The organism is Serratia sp. 4542 (genome assembly GCF_016805595.1).
Classification (GTDB): Bacteria; Pseudomonadota; Gammaproteobacteria; order Enterobacterales; family Enterobacteriaceae; genus Serratia; species Serratia nevei.
The window spans coordinates 17,303-35,004 of record NZ_RXKV01000002.1; the positions used below are offsets into that span (position 1 = coordinate 17,303).

The 17,702-nt window shown below is 59.1% G+C and carries 22 protein-coding genes; 11 read left to right on the plus strand and 11 right to left on the minus strand.

Translation table 11 applies throughout. From position 1 onward, the window contains the following. Positions 1–51: 51 nt before the first annotated feature. The 4 genes from EKL15_RS01180 to dapA all read right to left on the minus strand — a co-directional run bounded on the left by EKL15_RS01180 (position 52) and on the right by dapA (position 3,965). Positions 52–921 (minus strand): neutral zinc metallopeptidase, encoded by an 870-nt coding sequence (locus EKL15_RS01180; protein ID WP_100396718.1) that lies wholly within the window; start codon positions 919–921, stop codon positions 52–54. Positions 922–1,130: 209 nt separating this feature from the next. After that, entirely contained in the window at positions 1,131–1,844 is a 714-nt protein-coding gene (purC, locus tag EKL15_RS01185) for a phosphoribosylaminoimidazolesuccinocarboxamide synthase (protein WP_004941708.1), read from the minus strand. Between the two features lie 170 nt (positions 1,845–2,014). Continuing rightward, the gene (gene bamC, locus EKL15_RS01190) at positions 2,015–3,067 is read right to left on the minus strand and encodes an outer membrane protein assembly factor BamC (RefSeq protein ID WP_100396717.1); all 1,053 of its coding nucleotides are present in this window, start codon (positions 3,065–3,067) and stop codon (positions 2,015–2,017) included. 16 nt (positions 3,068–3,083) lie between these two features. After that, positions 3,084–3,965, minus strand: a complete 882-nt coding sequence (gene dapA / locus EKL15_RS01195; protein ID WP_004941701.1) for a 4-hydroxy-tetrahydrodipicolinate synthase — start codon at positions 3,963–3,965, stop codon at positions 3,084–3,086. A gap of 110 nt (positions 3,966–4,075) precedes the next feature. Between dapA and EKL15_RS01200 the strand changes: the two genes are divergently transcribed. Together EKL15_RS01200 and bcp are read left to right on the plus strand one after the other, a co-directional pair. After that, positions 4,076–4,681: a glycine cleavage system transcriptional repressor gene (locus EKL15_RS01200; protein ID WP_369783268.1), complete on the plus strand. Its 606-nt coding sequence runs from the start codon at positions 4,076–4,078 to the stop codon at positions 4,679–4,681. A gap of 2 nt (positions 4,682–4,683) precedes the next feature. Further along, the gene (gene bcp / locus EKL15_RS01205) at positions 4,684–5,148 is read left to right on the plus strand and encodes a thioredoxin-dependent thiol peroxidase (RefSeq protein ID WP_038873672.1); all 465 of its coding nucleotides are present in this window, start codon (positions 4,684–4,686) and stop codon (positions 5,146–5,148) included. Between the two features lie 44 nt (positions 5,149–5,192). On the opposite strand, the gene EKL15_RS01210 is transcribed toward bcp, so the two are convergent. Beyond that, positions 5,193–6,269 carry an AI-2E family transporter gene (locus tag EKL15_RS01210; protein WP_004941690.1) on the minus strand — a complete coding sequence of 359 codons (1,077 nt, stop codon included), beginning with the start codon at positions 6,267–6,269 and terminating at the stop codon, positions 5,193–5,195. Positions 6,270–7,122: 853 nt separating this feature from the next. Here EKL15_RS01210 and EKL15_RS01215 point away from each other — a divergent pair. Further along, positions 7,123–7,338 carry a hypothetical protein gene (locus tag EKL15_RS01215; protein ID WP_049200497.1) on the plus strand — a complete coding sequence of 72 codons (216 nt, stop codon included), beginning with the start codon at positions 7,123–7,125 and terminating at the stop codon, positions 7,336–7,338. Positions 7,339–7,344: 6 nt separating this feature from the next. Here the strand turns inward: EKL15_RS01215 and EKL15_RS01220 are convergent, their stop codons facing one another. Then, the gene (locus EKL15_RS01220) at positions 7,345–8,037 is read right to left on the minus strand and encodes a B3/4 domain-containing protein (RefSeq protein ID WP_046687610.1); all 693 of its coding nucleotides are present in this window, start codon (positions 8,035–8,037) and stop codon (positions 7,345–7,347) included. Positions 8,038–8,080: 43 nt separating this feature from the next. Between EKL15_RS01220 and EKL15_RS01225 the strand changes: the two genes are divergently transcribed. From EKL15_RS01225 to EKL15_RS01235, 3 genes are all read left to right on the plus strand, one after another. After that, positions 8,081–8,683 (plus strand): XRE family transcriptional regulator, encoded by a 603-nt coding sequence (locus EKL15_RS01225; protein ID WP_100396715.1) that lies wholly within the window; start codon positions 8,081–8,083, stop codon positions 8,681–8,683. Positions 8,684–8,726: 43 nt separating this feature from the next. After that, the gene (locus EKL15_RS01230) at positions 8,727–9,179 is read left to right on the plus strand and encodes a GNAT family N-acetyltransferase (protein ID WP_060441169.1); all 453 of its coding nucleotides are present in this window, start codon (positions 8,727–8,729) and stop codon (positions 9,177–9,179) included. Positions 9,180–9,293: 114 nt separating this feature from the next. Then, positions 9,294–9,722: a molybdopterin-binding protein gene (locus EKL15_RS01235; RefSeq protein WP_038873689.1), complete on the plus strand. Its 429-nt coding sequence runs from the start codon at positions 9,294–9,296 to the stop codon at positions 9,720–9,722. A 36-nt stretch (positions 9,723–9,758) separates the two neighbouring features. Here the strand turns inward: EKL15_RS01235 and EKL15_RS01240 are convergent, their stop codons facing one another. Then, the gene (locus EKL15_RS01240) at positions 9,759–10,376 is read right to left on the minus strand and encodes a LysE family translocator (RefSeq protein ID WP_004941674.1); all 618 of its coding nucleotides are present in this window, start codon (positions 10,374–10,376) and stop codon (positions 9,759–9,761) included. Positions 10,377–10,570: 194 nt separating this feature from the next. Between EKL15_RS01240 and EKL15_RS01245 the strand changes: the two genes are divergently transcribed. Further along, positions 10,571–11,032 (plus strand): Lrp/AsnC family transcriptional regulator, encoded by a 462-nt coding sequence (locus tag EKL15_RS01245; protein WP_033635506.1) that lies wholly within the window; start codon positions 10,571–10,573, stop codon positions 11,030–11,032. Positions 11,033–11,066: 34 nt separating this feature from the next. Here EKL15_RS01245 and EKL15_RS01250 read toward each other — a convergent pair whose 3' ends face one another. After that, complete coding sequence (locus EKL15_RS01250; protein ID WP_100396714.1) at positions 11,067–12,275, minus strand: NAD(P)/FAD-dependent oxidoreductase; 1,209 nt, start codon at positions 12,273–12,275, stop codon at positions 11,067–11,069. Positions 12,276–12,435: 160 nt separating this feature from the next. After that, positions 12,436–12,975: an Rrf2 family transcriptional regulator gene (locus tag EKL15_RS01255; protein WP_060424941.1), complete on the minus strand. Its 540-nt coding sequence runs from the start codon at positions 12,973–12,975 to the stop codon at positions 12,436–12,438. Between the two features lie 340 nt (positions 12,976–13,315). Here EKL15_RS01255 and EKL15_RS01260 point away from each other — a divergent pair, with 340 nt between their 5' ends. Both EKL15_RS01260 and arsC read left to right on the plus strand, forming a co-directional pair. Further along, positions 13,316–14,785 carry a M48 family metallopeptidase gene (locus tag EKL15_RS01260; protein WP_038873698.1) on the plus strand — a complete coding sequence of 490 codons (1,470 nt, stop codon included), beginning with the start codon at positions 13,316–13,318 and terminating at the stop codon, positions 14,783–14,785. A 20-nt stretch (positions 14,786–14,805) separates the two neighbouring features. Further along, positions 14,806–15,159 carry an arsenate reductase (glutaredoxin) gene (gene arsC, locus EKL15_RS01265; protein ID WP_033648817.1) on the plus strand — a complete coding sequence of 118 codons (354 nt, stop codon included), beginning with the start codon at positions 14,806–14,808 and terminating at the stop codon, positions 15,157–15,159. Between the two features lie 48 nt (positions 15,160–15,207). Here arsC and hda read toward each other — a convergent pair whose 3' ends face one another. Further along, positions 15,208–15,909, minus strand: a complete 702-nt coding sequence (hda, locus tag EKL15_RS01270) for a DnaA inactivator Hda (protein ID WP_048325292.1) — start codon at positions 15,907–15,909, stop codon at positions 15,208–15,210. A 272-nt stretch (positions 15,910–16,181) separates the two neighbouring features. On the opposite strand from hda, the gene EKL15_RS01275 reads away from it, so the two are divergent. Both EKL15_RS01275 and EKL15_RS01280 read left to right on the plus strand, forming a co-directional pair. After that, complete coding sequence (locus EKL15_RS01275) at positions 16,182–16,697, plus strand: hypothetical protein (RefSeq protein ID WP_019452428.1); 516 nt, start codon at positions 16,182–16,184, stop codon at positions 16,695–16,697. Between the two features lie 32 nt (positions 16,698–16,729). Further along, positions 16,730–16,978: a GlsB/YeaQ/YmgE family stress response membrane protein gene (locus EKL15_RS01280; protein WP_016926728.1), complete on the plus strand. Its 249-nt coding sequence runs from the start codon at positions 16,730–16,732 to the stop codon at positions 16,976–16,978. A 31-nt stretch (positions 16,979–17,009) separates the two neighbouring features. Here EKL15_RS01280 and EKL15_RS01285 read toward each other — a convergent pair whose 3' ends face one another. Beyond that, on the minus strand, positions 17,010–17,663 hold the full coding sequence (locus tag EKL15_RS01285) for a DUF421 domain-containing protein (RefSeq protein WP_060424830.1): 654 nt from the start codon (positions 17,661–17,663) through the stop codon (positions 17,010–17,012). Between the last annotated feature and the right edge of the window lie 39 nt (positions 17,664–17,702).

Genomic DNA, 17,702 nt, shown 5'->3' on the forward strand with positions numbered 1-17,702 from the left:
TGTATCTCAATCCGAAAAAAATGCCGGAGTCAGGCTCCGGCACTTGAGGCGTTAACGGGATGCGAAGGTGTTGCAGGTATTGGGATCGCCGCTGTCGAAGCCCTGTTTAAACCAGGTATAGCGCTGCTGAGAGGTGCCGTGGGTGAAGCTGTCCGGCACGACGCGGCCCTGGCTCTGCTGCTGCAACCGATCGTCGCCAATCGCCTGCGCGGCATTCAGCGCCGCCTGCAGGTCGCCCTCTTCCAGCATCTGCTGCTTCTCGGCGTATTTACCCCACACGCCGGCGAAGCAGTCCGCCTGCAGCTCCATTTTCACCGACAGACGGTTCACTTCCGCCTGGCTGGCGCCCTGCTGCATCTGGCGCACCTTGGGCTCGATGCCCAGCAGGTTCTGCACGTGGTGGCCGACTTCGTGCGCCACCACATAGGCCTGGGCAAAATCACCGCCGGCGCCCAGCTTGGTTTTCATGTCCTGATAGAAAGACAGATCGATATACACCGTTCTGTCGCCCGGGCAGTAGAACGGCCCCATCGCCGCCTGGCCGGTGCCGCAGCTGGTGGGCGTGACGCCGCGATACATCACCAGCTTCGGCGGTTGATAGGTTTTGCCCATGCGCTGGAAAATCTCTTTCCAGTTATCCTCGGTGGAGGCCAGTACCACCGAAGTGAATTTGGCCAGTTCATCGTCTTTCGGACTGATGTTGGCGCTCTGCTGTTGACCCTGCGGTGCGACGTTACCGCCGTTCAACAGCGGCGACAGATCGATGCCGTAATAGCCGGCCACCAGCACCACCACCAAAATGACGATGCCGCCCTTGCCGCGCACCGGCACGCGGAAACCGCCGCCACCGCCGCCCAAACCTGAAGACTGCCCGCGACGATCCTCAACATTGTCACTTTCCCGACGCCCTTGCCAACGCATAAATATACTCCAGATATTTCCCCTGCTCGTTGAAGTTGCGCCGCGATCGTAAGCGCAAAGGCAGCTTCAAGCCTGAGTGGGATAGGTTTTAGTCATCTCGCATCCATCATTATAAATGGTCTGCCGCGGAGGAAATGTAGAAATTTTCTGGAAAAACGCAGAATAGCGGGACGATCCGGCCGGATCGCCCCGAATGGCGGTGCCAATGCTTAGTCGAGCTTCACGCCGATGCGGCGCGCCACTTCTTCATAGGCTTCGATCAGGCCGCCCAGGCTTTGACGGAAACGGTCTTTGTCCATCTTGTCCAGGGTGTTTTTGTCCCACAGGCGGCTACCGTCCGGCGAGAACTCATCGCCCAGCACCACTTCACCGTTGAACAGGCCGAACTCCAGCTTGAAGTCGACCAGGATCAGGCCCGCGTCGTCGAACAGCTGGGTCAACACGTCGTTGGCGCGGTAGCTCAGCTCGCGCATGCGCGCCAGATGCTCTTTGCTCACCCAGCCAAAGGTTTCGCAGTAGGATTCGTTGACCATCGGATCGTGCATGGCGTCGTTTTTCAGGAACAGATCGAACAGCGGCGGATTCAGCACCAGGCCTTCTTCGATGCCCAGACGCTTCACCAGCGAACCGGCAGCGCGGTTGCGGATCACGCACTCCACCGGCACCATGTCCAGCTTCTTCACCAGCACTTCGTTGTCGGACAGCAGACGCTCCATCTGGGTCGGGATGCCGGCTTCTTCCAGTTTGCTCATGATGAAATGGTTGAACTTGTTGTTCACCATGCCTTTGCGATCGAACTGCTCAATGCGCTGACCATCCAGTGCTGACGTATCGTTGCGGAACTCCAACACCAACAGATCGGGATTCTCGGTGGTGTAAACGGTTTTTGCCTTTCCGCGATACAGCTCAGCTAGCTTTTGCATCTTACTTACTCCAGTGATGTATCCCCGTTGTCTCCCGAGCGCGGCCCGAAATTAGGGGGTATAGAATTGACCTAATGAATTCTTTGGCGTGCCGGACACTATTGTGCCAAACCTGCGACGCAAACGATACCGTATCGACAAAACAAAAAGGGGCCGAAGCCCCTTTTTGATTATTTAACGCTGGTTTTACTGAAGGCAGACTGGAATGCCGCCACCAGTGCGTCGTTTTTCGACTGGGTGAGCGGTTTGCCTTTCGGATCGATGAATTGCAGGCTGGTGCGGTTGTTGAGATCGCCGACCTGCAGTTTGTAATCGCCTTCCGCCAGTTCAGGATCCTTGACGCCCAACGCATCCCAATCGCTGCTGCTCAGGGACTTGTAGGTCACGGCGACGGTGCCCTGCGGACGGCTGCGGTCACCCACTTTCATCCCCAGTTTTTCGAGCGCCGCCGGCAGGCGATCCCACACCACGGTGTACGGGCCGCGCACCACCAGCATCGGCAGGCCGGTGTCATCGGCGCCGCTCTGCACGTCCAGCGCGCCGAAGCGGCTGGCGGTCTGGCTGCTCGCCAGGTTGTCCTGCTTGTCCAGGCCTTCGATCAGGGTGTTGATCATCATGCCGTTGTAGCGCTGAATCTCAGACTGGTCGGTCACCTGCTCGGTCTTGCCCTGCTGCTGCAGGCCAACGCTTTTCACCACCAGCGCCTGCTGGTAGCCCTGCTGCTGCACGCTGATCTGATAACGGCCTTCGTACTGGTTGTCTTCGTCCAGACGGTTCCACTTCACCCAGTCGGTGGTCAGGGTCTGACCGGCGTCCTGGCGGGAAGCGATCGCGATGTTCTTCGCCTGCAGCAGGCTGACCACGCGCGACCACAGGTTCTGGTTCTGCGGGCTGTTTTCCAGCAGCAGCGTGCCGCTGTCGCCGGCGTATTGCGCGCGTGAACCGCTCAGCAGCGCCAACGGCTGCACCGGCGGACGAATGTCCAGTTGCTTGCCGACGTTGCCTTGCAGCGTCGTGGCGGGAACGTCATAGTTGCCGCTCTGCACCGGCAGGATCATGCCGGACGGCACGTTCAGCGCCTTGAGCGGAGCCGCGTCGAGGTAAGCCTCGTCGCCGCTGACCTGGCGCTTGTAGCGCTGATCGCTGCTGCAGGCTGCCAGCATCATCACCAAAGAGATGCCCACTACTTTTGCTACCGTCGACTTTTGCAATGAATAAGCCATCAAATTTCCCTTAGAGTTACAGCAAACCGACGCTTTTCAGCGCGCGCTCCACCACCGGGCGGGCGGCTTCGCTCAACGGCGTCATCGGCAGACGCAGCGTATCGGTTGCCATCAATCCCAACGCCTTACAGGCCCACTTCACCGGAATTGGGTTTGCTTCTACAAATAGATCCTGATGCAACGGCATCAAGCGCTGATTTAAGCGGCGCGCTTCGGCAAATTTGCCCTGCGCCGCCAGCGCGCAAAGTTCCGCCATCTCGCGCGCGGCCACGTTGGCCGTCACGGAAATCACCCCTTTGCCGCCCAGTTGCATGAAGTCCAGCCCGCTGGCGTCGTCGCCGCTCAGCAAAATGAAGTCTTCATCGTCAACCAGCACTTGGATCTGACTAACGCGACTTAAGTTCCCCGTCGCTTCTTTTACAGCAACAATATTCTTGATTTTCGCCAGCCGAGCGATGGTCGGCGGCAGCATGTCGCAGCCGGTGCGCGATGGCACGTTATACAGGATCTGCGGCAGCTCGGTGCTCTCGGCGATCGCCTTGAAGTGCTGGTACAGCCCTTCCTGCGTCGGCTTATTGTAGTACGGCGTCACCGTCAGGCAGCCCACTACGCCGGTATTGGCGAAGCGGGTGGTGAGCGCGATGGCTTCGGCGGTGGCGTTGGCGCCGGTGCCGGCGATCACCGGGATGCGGCCGTCGGCCAGCTCCAGCGTCTGCAGCACCACGTCAACGTGCTCGTCATGGGCAAGCGTTGCGGACTCGCCGGTGGTCCCTACGGAAACGATCGCCGCGGTGCCACTGGCTACATGATAATCGATCAATTTTTTTAGGCTCGCGCGATCGACAGCACCTTTGTCGTCCATCGGCGTAACCAGTGCAACAATACTTCCCGTAAACATTGGCCGTCCCCTCCACAAACAAGTCACTCATGGTACTTTTGCTGCCTATCCAAAAGCAAGCGCACAACCGCGTTGTAAGCGCTTGGCAGGCGGTTTTTTTTATGTTTACCATGGTAACCCCATTAAGCACGACAGGAAGCGCTATTTTGCCTCAGTCAGACGAACACTATCTCGTGATTACCGCGCTCGGCGCCGACCGCCCCGGAATCGTCAATACCATCACCCGCCACGTCAGCAGTTGCGGATGCAATATCGAAGATAGCCGTCTGGCCATGCTGGGAGAGGAGTTCACGTTCATCATGCTGCTGTCCGGCAGCTGGAACGCCATCACCCTGATCGAATCCACCCTGCCGCAAAAAGGCGCGGAGCTGGATCTGCTGATCGTGATGAAGCGCACAAACTCGCACGAAAGGCCGCCGATGCCGGCCACGGTGTGGGTGCAGGTGGAAGTGAAGGACTCGCCGCACATCATCGAACGCTTTACCGATCTGTTCGACTCCAGCCAGATGAATATCGCCGAACTGGTCTCGCGCACGCAGCCGGCGGACGGCGACCTGCCGCCGCAGCTGTATATCCAAATCACCGCCCACAGCTCCGGCGATCGGGACGCCTCAAATATTGAGCAAGCCTTCCATCGCCTATGTACAGAATTGAACGCGCAAGGCAGTATTAGCGTGGTGAACTATCCACAGCATGACGAGAAAGATGGAGAGTAGTGATGAGCCCATTGAAAGCCGGTGACACAGCGCCGAAATTTAGTTTGCCTGACCAGGACGGTGAGGAAATTAATTTGGCCGACTTCCAGGGACAGCGAGTATTGGTCTATTTCTATCCGAAGGCGATGACGCCGGGCTGCACCGTGCAAGCCTGCGGCCTGCGGGACAACATGGACGAATTGAAAAAGGTCGGCGTCGAAGTGCTGGGCATCAGCACCGACAAACCGGAAAAACTGTCGCGCTTCGCTGAAAAGGAGCTGCTCAACTTCACGCTGTTGTCTGATGAAGATCATCAGGTAGCGCAACAGTTTGGCGTATGGGGCGAGAAAACCTTCATGGGCAAGACCTACGACGGTATTCACCGCATCAGTTTCCTGATCGATGGCAAAGGCAAGATTGAAAAAGTGTTTGATGATTTCAAAACCACCAATCACCACGACATCGTTCTGAGCTACCTGCAGCAGTAATTCTCACGAGGCGCAGCGGCCTGCTGCGCTTCGTTTCTTCCCTGTCAGTCGGCCTTGTCTTCCACTTCGACCCGCAGTTCATCCGGCCAGGCATGGATCACCGCCTTCACCAGCGTCGCCAGCGGTATGGCGAAAAACACGCCCCAAAAGCCCCACATCCCGCCGAACACGATCACCGACAGGATAATCACCAGCGGATGCAGGTTGACCGCTTCGGAGAACAAAATGGGCACCAGCAGGTTGCCATCCAGCCCCTGCACCACCAGATAGGCGACGATCAGCGTCCAAAAATCGGCGCCTACGCCCCACTGGAACAGCGCCACCACCACCACCGGAATGGTGACCAGCACCGCGCCGATGTAGGGGATCAACACCGAGAAGCCCACCAGCACCGCCAGCAACAGCGAGTAGCGCATGTCCAGCACGGCGAACACCAGGTAGGTCGCCACGCCGACAATCACCATCTCCAGCACCTTGCCGCGAATGTAGTTGGTGATCTGCTGATTCATCTCGTTCCAGACCTGCCCCGCCAGGCCGCGATTGCGCGGCAGCACGCGGCGCACCGCGTTCAGCAGCTGTTCTTTGTCCTTCAACAGGAAGAACATCATCATCGGCACCAGGATCAGGTAGATAGCCAGCGTCAGCAGGCCGACCAGCGACGCCAGCGAGAATTTCACCACCGACTCGCCCATGCCGGACAGCCGGCTGCGCAGGTTTTCCGCCATCATGTCGATGATGCCGGCATCCACCAGCGCCGGGTAACGCTTCGGCAGCGTCGCGGCAAAGTTATAGAACTGATTGAGCATGCCCGGCAGATCGCTCATCAGATTGATGCCCTGCTGCCAGGCGGTTGGCGCGACGACGAACACCAGCAGCATGGCGACGCCCGCGAACACCAGCAGCATGATGCTCGCCGCCCAGGTGCGCGAACAGCCGATGCGCTGCAGGCGCGCGGTCGGCCACTCCAGCAGATAGGCCAGCACGATGGCGACCAGCAACGGGGTCAGAATGCCGTGCAGAAAATAGAGAATGAGGAAGCCGGCGACCAGGATCACCAGCAGCGCGATAGCCTGCGGATCGGTGAAGCGGCGGCGGTACCACTGTAATAACATCTCCAGCATCAGAGCGGGCTCCTCGAGATTTGGCGGGCGGGCATGGCGATTCCTGTGATGGGCCTGATTAAAGCATAGATAGAACGGGCGCACGCGGGTGTGCAAAGCACTCAGAGTACTCAAAGTTGGCCATACATCAACAGCGATTTGGCTGAATTTATCGCGCCGGCGAACGATTGGCGCAAAAATCCGCAGACGCGGCGACAGACTGGGTGAACGGCCCCGAACGGGGCCGCGGCAGATTACAGCGAGGCGCTGATGGAGAGGGGCGAACCGACCGCCAGTGCGAACAACAGCACACAGCCAATCGCGATTGCCGCCGCCAAATCATTTTTCATTGTCCCGTCCCCTGATGCTTAAAGTGATTATCGTCACGAACTCTGTCGGTTCTACGTTGACGGCCTTTGCCGATGCACGTCATTAAAAACCCCCGCCTGGGCGGGGGAGAAGACGTTCTGGTGCATCAAGTATTACAAGGAGGTCATGAGGGATTGCTAACCCTAAATGACTATTTCAAGCTAGGATTATTCCCAGAACATGGCAAGCGATCGCGTCGAGGTTATCCGCACTTTGAGATAAACCTCATAAAAAAATCCCGCACGGCAGCGGGATGAAGGGATGATAACGTCATAAATTTTTTATGCGGACAATGAGGCGGTATTGTCGTCATTTGGCGACAATACCGCGCCGCCACGGCGGTCACAAGGGAAATCTGACTGCCGTAAGGAAATCAGAATTTCCCCAATACACGCGATCGTACGCCCGTAAGCATCAACGAAAAGAAATGGGATTTTCGTCAGACCGTCGCCGGCCAAAAACCGGTAGCATAACCGGCATAATCCCAAACGCCGTAGGGGGAGAGATGAACAACAAGCCGTTTGAATTTGATGAAGCCATCTGCCTGGCCATTGGGCGCGGCGTCTGCGAAGTCGTGAAGATAGGAGACGAAATCAGCGTTTTCTCCCTGCTGGAAGCCATCGAGAGCTTTATCGAACGGCAGGCGCTTAGCGAGAGCGAAGTCGCGGCGGCGGACGACGCGCTGGATCTGATCACCGGTTTGGTCCGCCGCCAGTGCTGAGGCCGGTTACGAGGTGCAGCCGATGAGCCGTTGCTCTATCGCAACGCCGGGCATCATTTGTCGTAAACCGGCAATCAATTCGTCGCCCGCCGCATGCAGCGCCGCCAACGGCATTGCCGGCAGGCTCTCCAGGATGAACCACATCCGTTCGGCCTCGGCGCTCAGCCGGGTTCTGACGCCCTGACGCCAGTTCCAGCGGCGGCAGGTCACGCCGCGATCGTCGCGCCAGACCACCTCCCCCGCCTCCGGCGATTCATGGATCACCGCACCCTCCTTGACGGTATCGAACAGCTCGCTGCCTTCCGCGACGATCAGCCGCGGCTCGCCGACATAAGCCGCGATATTCTCGCCCCCCACCGGCACCGCATAACGAATGCTGACGGCGTTGTAGAGATCGACCACCGGATCGATGCTGGGCATCGTGCCGTCGCGCAGCGCGCGCTTGCGCAAGGCATCGGCGGAACAGGGCGTACGCTTGGGTTTGGCGCCAAACCGCATGAAGACATCGCGCCAGGCCGAGAGATGCGCCTCAGCCCAGGGCGCGTCCTCCTCGCCGAGGGCGCGACAGGCCTGCGCCAACGCCAGCGCCCCCACGTCCGGGTTGGTTATGGGAGCCGCGGCCACGGTAATGCTTAACGCCCGGAATCCAGGCGCCAGCGCAGCGACGGCCGGATCGATTGACGGATCGACTAAAATCATTGAATAATCCTATATTGACCATTTTATTTCATAATATTGACCGATGAGCGAAAAAGTCAACAGACCGACCGAGTTCGGCGCCGACGTGCAAACCGTCAGCGAAGCGGTGTCGCACCGCATCAAACAGCAGCGAAAAAGCCAAAAACTGTCGCTGGACGAACTGTCGCGCCGGGCGGGCGTCAGCAAGGGCATGCTGGTGGAGATCGAGAAAGGCAGCGCCAATCCCAGCATCGCCATCCTGTGCAAACTCGCGGCAGCGCTGGGCCTGTCGGTGGCGGATATCGTCAACGTGACCCGCGCCCCCGCCGCCTACCTGATTGAAAGCCAAGACATTCCCACGCTGTGGCACGGCGATCGCGGCGGCTCGGCCCGCTTGCTGGCAGGCACCCGCGGCCCAAACATGATAGAACTGTGGCGCTGGGAAATGGCGCCGGGGGAAGCCTATGCATCGGGCGGCCATCCGGTGGGCACCTTCGAGCTGCTGCACGTTGAACAAGGCGTCTTGAGCCTTGCCGTCGAACAAACCGAGCTCAGGATTACGCCAGGCTATTCGGCGGTCGCCAGAACGGACAGCCCGCACCGTTACGCCAACGAGGGCGAAGACACGCTGATTTTCACCATGACGGTCGCCGAACTGCACGCCTGAACGGCGGCCCAGACCTTAACGCTTGCACAGGAGAAGAGCCCTCATGACAATCCCTGCCCCACTGGAGTGGCGGCGTGCTGACTATCTCGTCAGCACCGAGCCCAGCCTGCTGGATATTGACGCCATTCATGCATTTCTGACCCGTTCGTCATGGGCGGAGGGCATTGATAAAGAGACCGTTCGCCAGTCCCTCTCCCACAGCCTGTGCTTCGGCTTGTATCACGGCACCAGACAAATCGGTTTCGCCCGGCTGGTCACCGATTACGCCACCTTCGGCTATCTGTGCGACGTTTACGTGCTGGAGACGCATCAAAAAGGCGGGTTGGGCCTGTGGCTGGCGGAATGCTGCCAGGCCCATCCGCTGATGGCGACGCTGCGGCGAATCATGCTGGTCACCAGCACCGCCCCCTGGCTCTATGAAAAAGTGGGGTATAGCGCCATCAACTGCCCCGATTTTGTTTGGCAGATCGCCCGACCGGACATCTACCGACGTTAATTTTTCAGCAAGGCCGCCCCAGTTCACACTCTTCCCCCGCGACATTGGCAATCGCGGCGGTTAGAGCCCATGCTGGCGACAAATTTTACCGTTTGCCCCTTTCAAGGAGAATCTATGCCCGTTTCAGCCCGTAACCAGTTAGCCGGTACCGTTTCCGCCGTCGCCAAAGGCGCCGTCAATGATGAAGTGGAGATCACCCTGCAGGGCGGTGAAAAACTGGTGGCCATCGTCACGGTACAAAGCCAACAGTCGCTGGGGTTAACCATCGGTAAAGAGGCCGTCGCGCTGATTAAAGCGCCGTGGGTGATCCTGGCGACGGAGGATTGCGGTTTGCGTTTTTCCGCCCGCAACCAGTTTGCCGGGGAAGTGATTGCGGTTGAGCACGGCGCGGTCAACAGCACCGTACACCTCAAAGCGGATGCCGGTTTTGTGCTGACGTCGGTGATCACCAATGAAAGCCTGCAGGAGATGGCGCTGAAGAACGGTTCGCGCGCCATCGCCCTGATCAAAGCCTCATCGGTGCTGCTCGCCGTCAAAGCCTGATACCGCCAGGCCCGCACAAGCGGGCCTTTCAAGGCGCTATTTCAGCGCCTGCTCGGCCAGCAGCCCGAGGGCGATGACGATCATCGCCGCGCCGGAGATACGCCCCACCACCTTCGCAGCCTGCGGGCGCGTGCGCAGCACCGACTGCGAACCGAATCCCACCAGCAGGTACACCAGGCCGCAGCTGATCAAATGCACCACGCCCAACGCCAGCATCTGCATCGGCACCGACCATTCGGCCCGGGCGTCGGTAAACTGCGGCAGCAGCGCCAGAAACAGCAGAAACACCTTGGGGTTCAGCCCGCTGACGCACACGCCCTTGCCGGCCCAACGCAGCCAGGAATCGGAACGCTGATCTTCACCGGCGCCGGGCACCGGCGGGTGCAGCAGCATGTTGAAACCGATCCACAACAGATAAGCCGCCCCCAGCAAGGTAAGCGCCGTCAGCGCCAGCGGGTTGCCGACCAGCAGCGCGCCGACGCCTGCCACCACGATCGCAATCATCAGCAGGTGGCCAAACAGCAAGCCGGCGACGGCGGGCACCACGACCCGCCCGCGAATGCCCGCCGAGATCACATAGGCCCAATCCATACCCGGCGTGATCACCAACAAAATCGACACCGCCCAAAAAGCGGCGAACAGAGCGAGCGTCATGCCGGCGCCCTCTCAAACGCGCCGCGCCATTCCGAACAGAGAATCATTGCGCTTTCCTCTTGGAAGAAGAACGGCCTCCGCCTGCCGCGGCGGCCGTCAAAACCGTTCAACAGATGGCAAGAATATCCTCAAGGCGTTAAAATGTGCTTTCAATTACTTGCCTGAAACCGGCATAAGCGGGGAAATTTTTCCAAATGGATAAGATTGATCGCAAGATTCTTGCTGAACTGCAGGCCGACGGGCGTTTGTCGGTGACCGAGCTGGCCGAGCGGATCGGGTTGAGCGTCTCTCCCTGCCACCGCCGGGTGCGGGCGTTAGAGGAGTCCGGGGTGATCAGGGGTTACCGCGCCCAGCTCGATCCCGGCAGCCTGGGCTATAACTTTTCCGCCCTGGTGTTCGTCACCATGCGCGAAGGCGATCGCCGCGCCGTTGAAACCTTCGAAAACGCCATGATGGACATTCCACAGGTGGTGCAGGCGCAGCGGCTGTTTGGCGATCCGGACTATCTGCTGCACGTGATCGCCCGCGATCTGCCCGCTTTCCAACAGCTTTACGACGAGAAACTCTCCGCTCTGCCGGGCGTGCAGCGCCTGAGCTCCACGCTGGTGATGAAAACCGTGGTGCCGGAGCGCTCGTTCCTGCCGCTGGGAAAATGACGACGGGAGCGTTGCCGCTCCCGTTTTGACTTCCTTAAGGCACAATCACGAAATCCGGATTGGCGACGGCAAACAGCGCCTCGCGATCCGCCGCCGGTGGATAAATCCACTGCGTATTGATCTCCTGCTTAATCTTTTTGCCTTCCTGACGGGTAAAGCGCACCTGGCGCTCCCAGCCTTCGGTATACAGCGCGCCCCAGGGCCCCAGATCCAGGCAGGTCACATACTTCGGCTGGCTGTACGGGTGCGTCGGCAACCCCGCCAGCTCCGCCGCCGCATTGTGGCCGGCCACCCGGCCAAGGCTCATCGCATGCTGGCAGGTCATCAGGTTGTGATTGCCGAGATCGTCGGTCGCCGCCTTCACCGTATCGCCGGTCACGAAAATGCCCGCCGCCGCCGGCGCGCGCAGGAAGGCGTCGCCGATCACCCGACCGCTGCCGTCGCGCTCGCCGGGGATCTGCTCGGTCAGCGGATGCGCCCGCACGCCCGCTGCCAGGATCACCGTGTTGGCGGCGATACGCTCACCGTTCGACAGCATCACCCCCTCAGCGTCGATAGCCGAGACGCGCAGGCCGGCTCGCGCTTCCACGCCGCACTCCGCCAGCGCCTGGCGAATCACCGCCCCCGGCTCCACGCCCATTCCGGCGCCCACTTCCGGGGCGCTATCGACGATCACCACACGCACGTTCTCGTCTTTGCCCAGCGTATCCCGCAGCCGCTGCGGCATCTCCGCCGCGCTCTCCAGCCCGGTCAGCCCCGCGCCCACCACCACGGCGGTGTTGCGCGCCGGCGTCGAGGGTTTGGCTGCCAGCGCTTTGATATGGGCATCCAAACGCTGCGCGCTTTCCAGCGTATCGACGTTGAAACCGTATTCGGCAAAGCCCGGCACCGCAGGCACGGAGAGCCGACTGCCGGTGGCCCACACCAGGCGGTCGTAGGCCAGCTCAAGGGATCCCCCCGTCGCCTGCGCCACCGTGAGCGTCTTGGCGGCGGCATCGATGCGCTCTACCGCCCCGGCCAGGTGGCGCGCGCCGACGGCGGCGAGCTGCGCGGAAATGTCCGGATTCATGTTTTCCAGCACCGCTTCATACAGGCGTGGCCGGATGGTGACCGTTGGCGTCGGCGAAACCATGAGCACCTCGATATCGTCATGTTTACCGGCGAGGGTAATGGCGCGCATGGCGGACACGGCGGCCCAAAAACCGGCAAAACCGGAACCGGCAATCACTATTTTCTGCGTCATGGGATGACTCCTTCATACAGGGTTAACCGGGCGATAAGGCTGCCCGCAGTTTTTTCGGATGAACGATGCCGTTCCGCTCCCGTGGTAGGGTGCAGAAGGCCCGCCCGCCCCTTCCGAAGAGGCGGGAAAAAGTGTGTTTGGCTTTAAGGAAAGGCGGTGGTTAGGTTTTGGCCCGCGCCGTTTTGCCGCTGCGCGCGGTGCGTTCCGTCATGCGCTCATCGAGCCAGAGGCTGACCTCACCAAAGAAGCCCTGCGGCGCCTTGCGGCCAAAGCGGGCCGCGACGGCGCCGAGGGTCTGCGCCGCCAGCGCATCGCGCATCGCCTTCTCCGCCTGCAGCATCACCGCGTGGATGGCACATTTTCCGGAGACTGCCCAATCCGGCGGGGAATCGTCGAACACCGCGCAGCGCCCGCGCACCTCCTGGCAATCGAACAGCGGCTTGTGCCCTTCGATGGCGTCGATGATCGCCAGAAAACTGATCTCATCCGCCGGGCGCGCCAGCCGGTAGCCGCCGCGCACCCCTTCGCTGGCGACGACGATCCCCGCCTTTTCCAGCTTGGGGAAAATCTTGGCCAGAAAGCTGGGGGAGATGCCCTGCAGCTCGGCGAGTTCGCGGCTGCTGAGCGCGCGCTGGTTATCGCCGACCAGCCACAGCAGGCAGTGGATGCCATATTCAACGCTGGTTGTGATGTACGCCATATGTCCGTTTTCGACCGTCAATGAACCTTCAATAACGCAGACTATATGAGTCTGCGTTTATCTTGTCAATAAAACACGGATCAACTTTGTCCGCGTTTTATTGACAATGCACGCCGCCGGCGACGTAGAAAGCGCCCTTCAAAATGAAAAATAAAACTTTTTTGCCCGATTCGCGCCCGGCTAACGTTTCCTTGTCGGCTGCGGCTGACTATGATGTGATGGGTGCCGCCGCCGCGGTTTGTGAGCCGCCGCACTTTCGCGCGGATTGCGCCGTGGGAATAAAGAACTCTTGTCTGCTGCTGACGTCTTAGAAATGATTATTTAAGGGAAACGCCTGACTATGACCAACCGGTTGACCAAAACCGCGTTAGCGGTGCTGCTGCTCGGCACGCTGAACGCCACCGCCCTGGCGCCAGCACAGGCGGAAAGCCAGGACCAGTTGCCGGATATGGGCACCTCCGCCGGCGGCACCCTAAGCATCGGACAAGAGCTGGCGATGGGTGATTTCTACGTGCGCCAACTGCGCGCCAGCGCCCCGCTGATCAACGATCCGCTGCTGAGCCAGTACATCAACCAGCTGGGCAACCGGCTGGTGGCCAGCGCTTATTCGGTGCGCACGCCGTTCCATTTCTATCTGGTGCGCAACGACGAGATCAACGCCTTCGCCTTCTTCGGCGGCAACGTGGTGCTGCATTCCGCGCTGTTTCGCGTCAGCGACAACGAAAGCCAACTGGCTTCGGTGCTGGCGCACGAAATCTCGCACGTCACCCAGCGCCACCTGGCGCGCGCAATGGAAGACCAGCAGCGCAACGCCCCGCTGACCTGGGTGGGCGCACTCGGCTCCATCCTGCTGGCGATGGCCAACCCGACCATGGGCATGGCGGCGCTGAGCGGCACCCTGGCCGGCACCCAGCAGGGCATGATCAGTTTTACCCAGTCGAACGAACAGGAAGCCGACCGCATCGGCATTCAGGTGCTGCAGCGCGCCGGTTTCGATCCCGAAGCGATGCCCGACTTCCTGCAAAAACTCTCGGATCAGTCGCGCTATGCCTCCAAGCCGCCGGAAATGCTGCTGACGCACCCCTTGCCGGACAGCCGCCTTTCCGACGCGCGCAACCGCGCCAACCAGATGCCGAAACACATCGTGCAGTCTTCGCAGGACTACCTGATGGCCAAGGTGCGCGCACTGGGCATGTACAGCTCGGAAGGCTATGGCCTGAACGAAGAGCTGCTCGGCTCACTCAGCAAGGGCAACGTGCGCGAACAGGCGGCCGCCAAATACGGCCGCGCCATCCTGTTCTATGAAGCGAAAAAATACGACGACGCACGCAACATCATTCAACCAATGCTGGCGCAGGATGCGAAAAACGTCTGGCTGATCGACCTGATGACCGACATCGATCTCGGCCAGAAACGCGCGCCACAGGCCATCGCCCGCCTGCAGGCGGCCAACGCCGCCCAGAACAACAACCCGGTGCTGCAGCTCAACCTGGCCAATGCCTATGTCGAAGGCAACCAGCCGGCGCAGGCCTCGAAGATCCTGAACCGCTATACCTTTGCCCATCCGGACGATCCGAACGGCTGGGATCTGCTGGCGCAGGCCAGCGCCGCCCAGGGGCTGCGCGATGAAGAGCTGTCGGCCCGCGCCGAAAGCCTGGCGCTGACCGGCCGGCTTGATCAGGCCATCGGCCTGCTCAGCAATGCCAGCTCGCTGCAGAAACTCGGCAGCCTGAAACAGGCGCGCTACGATGCGCGCATCGACCAGCTGCGCCAACTGCAACAGCGCTTCCGCCAATACCAGCGCAGCTGATTCAACAAGGAATGAACGCCATGAAAAACGTCACGATTTACCACAACCCGCGCTGCTCCAAGAGCCGTGAAACCCTGGCGCTGCTGGAGCAGCACGGTGTCGATCCCAAGGTGGTGCTGTATCTTGAAACGCCCCCGTCGGCCGATGAGCTGAAAAAGCTGTTGAAAGAATTAGGCTTCACATCCGCGCGCGATCTGATGCGCAAAAAAGAAGATCTGTACAAAGAATTGAAGCTGGCGGACGACAGTCTGAGCGAAGAACAGCTGCTGGCGGCGATGACGGCGAACCCGAAACTGATCGAACGCCCGATCGTGGTGAAAGGCAGCAAGGCGCGTATCGGCCGGCCGCCGGAGCAGGTGCTGGAGATTTTATAAATTCGAATTCGGGCGCGGACTGTCGCGCCCTTTCTTTTGCGGTAGCCGCTACAGCCCCAGGATCTCTTTAACGAACGGGATGGTCAGCTTGCGCTGGGCGGTGATCGAGGCACGATCGAGCTGATCGAGGGTCATAAACAGCGTGCGCATCTCGCGATCCAGCCGTTTCAACAGGAAGCGGCCCACGTCTTCCGGCAGCTCGAAGCCGCGCAGTTTGCCACGCAGCTGCAGCGCCAGCAGTTTTTCTTCGTCCGACAGCGGCTGCAACTTGTAGATCTGCCCCCAGTCCAGGCGCGAAGCCAGATCCGGTAAACGCAGGTTCAGCTGGCGCGGCGGACGATCTCCGGTGATAAACAAGCGAGTGCGGCCGGTTTCCAGGATGCGGTTGTAGAGGTTGAAGATCGCCATCTCCCACTCTTCGTCGCCGGCGATGCATTCGATATTGTCGATGCAAACCAGCGCCAGCTGCTCCATGCCGTCCAACACTTCGGGCACGAAGTAAGCGCGTTTGTCGAGCGGCACATAGCCCACCGCTTCCCCCTGCTGCGAAAGCTCGGCGCAGGCCGCATGCAGCAGATGGCTGCGCCCGCCGCCTTCACGCGACCAAAAATAGATATAGCTGCCATGTTCCTGACGGACGGCGGATTGGATCGCGGCTAATAGGGATGGGTTCTCGCCCGGATAAAAACTGGCGAAAGTTTCATCATCGGGAAGATAAAGTGGCAGTGAAAGCTGTGCCGGCGTATTCAGAGAAGCACCTCAACCAAAACTGGCAGAAAAACGCGGGCAGTTTAACACAGAAAACGGGCGCTGTTGAACCGGCAGGATCTTATGCCGCAATAGTGAGCAATGCCTTAGCGCCGTTTAATCGATTGCGGCTCCCTCATCGGCAAGAATAGTCTGATATCAAACCCTAACCTCATGCCTACGCAGGTTAAATTTGTAATTTAAGTAAAACCTGACCTAGTATAGGTAGGCAAAACGCAATCACCATCAACAAGGTTTCTGCAAGGATATAGACGATGAAAGTATGGAATAAAGTGCTGTTAGCCTCCTTTATCGGGTTGTTGGTTGCCGGCTGTGATGACTCTTCCAAGGTTGACGCCAACCTGGATAAAGCCAAAGACAGCGCCGAGCAAATGAAAGACGCCGCCCAGAAAAAAGCGGACGATCTGACGGACAAAGCGAAAGCGACGGCGGATGAAATCAAAAAAGAGGCCGCCACGCAGGCAGACCAGCTGAAGGACAAAGCCTCGGCAATTAAAGATGAAGCCGCCAAGCAGGCCGACGCCATCACCAACGACGCCAAGGCCAAGGCCGCCGCGATCAAGGATGACGCCGGCAAACAAAGCCAGCAGCTGGTGGATCAGGCCAAGGCCATCAAAAACGACGCCATCAACGGCGCTAACGATCTGACCGAGCAGGCCAAGGCGAAGACCGAAGCCATCAAGAACAGCGCCGAAAACAAAGCGCAAGAGTTGAAACAAGAGACCGATGCGGCGGTGAACGGCAATACGCAGCCGGCCACCCAGCAGTAAGCCATACTCAGCCACCAAGAGAGGAGCAGTAAATGGGGATTATTTCCTGGATTATCTTCGGCCTGATCGCCGGTATTTTGGCTAAGTGGATCATGCCCGGCAAAGACGGCGGCGGCTTTATCCTGACCGTTGTGCTGGGGATCATCGGCGCCGTAGTCGGCGGCTATATCAGCACCTTCTTCGGCTACGGCAAGGTTGACGGCTTCAACTTCGGCAGCTTCGTGGTAGCGGTTATCGGCGCCATCGTGGTGCTGTTCGTGTACCGCAAAATTCGCAGCTAATATGACATTGGGGAGCTGAGGCTCCCCTTTTTCACTCTTTAACTATACGTCCGTCATTAAGAATGAATGCTGTCCTACCGTCCCAAAACTCAGCAATAAAAATATCTTTCGGCTCTATGCCATGTTCACGGATAGTTTGGTTCAACCACTCCTCATCTTTACTAATCTCCTGCAGCTCATAAGGCCTGGCCCTGCCATTTTTCATAATGATAACTGAAGGCAGTTCATTTCCCTCGCATACCGCAGTTATCTGACCGCCCGGCTCAATTTGCGCATAGACAATCTCCTGAAAGGCGTGAATCCCCTGCGCATGCAGCTGTGAGGAAACGTTCAAGATGTCGATTTTATTTTTCTTGGCTAAAATATTTTCCATCAAAAAGCGGCCGTTTTTTATAATTGGTATCGGGTTGCCTATAGTGACCGAACGAAAGAAGTTGCAATGTTTACTGATTGCATTCAACAGAGAAATTAGTCCTACTCCGATAAGTAATACAACGACATACTGGTACAAAGGGATGCTGTCGCTATAGATAACGCCCCCAATAATGCCCCCGAGCACAAAGTTACCGATAAAATCCACTGGGGTCATCTGCGATAGCTGGGTCTTTCCCGACAGGTTCAGGTGGGTGATAACAATGACAAAGCCAATCACAAATTTGAGCAAAATATAGCCGTAGTACTCCATGCCCTCTTTCCTTTTAACCGATGTTGTTAATGCTATCAG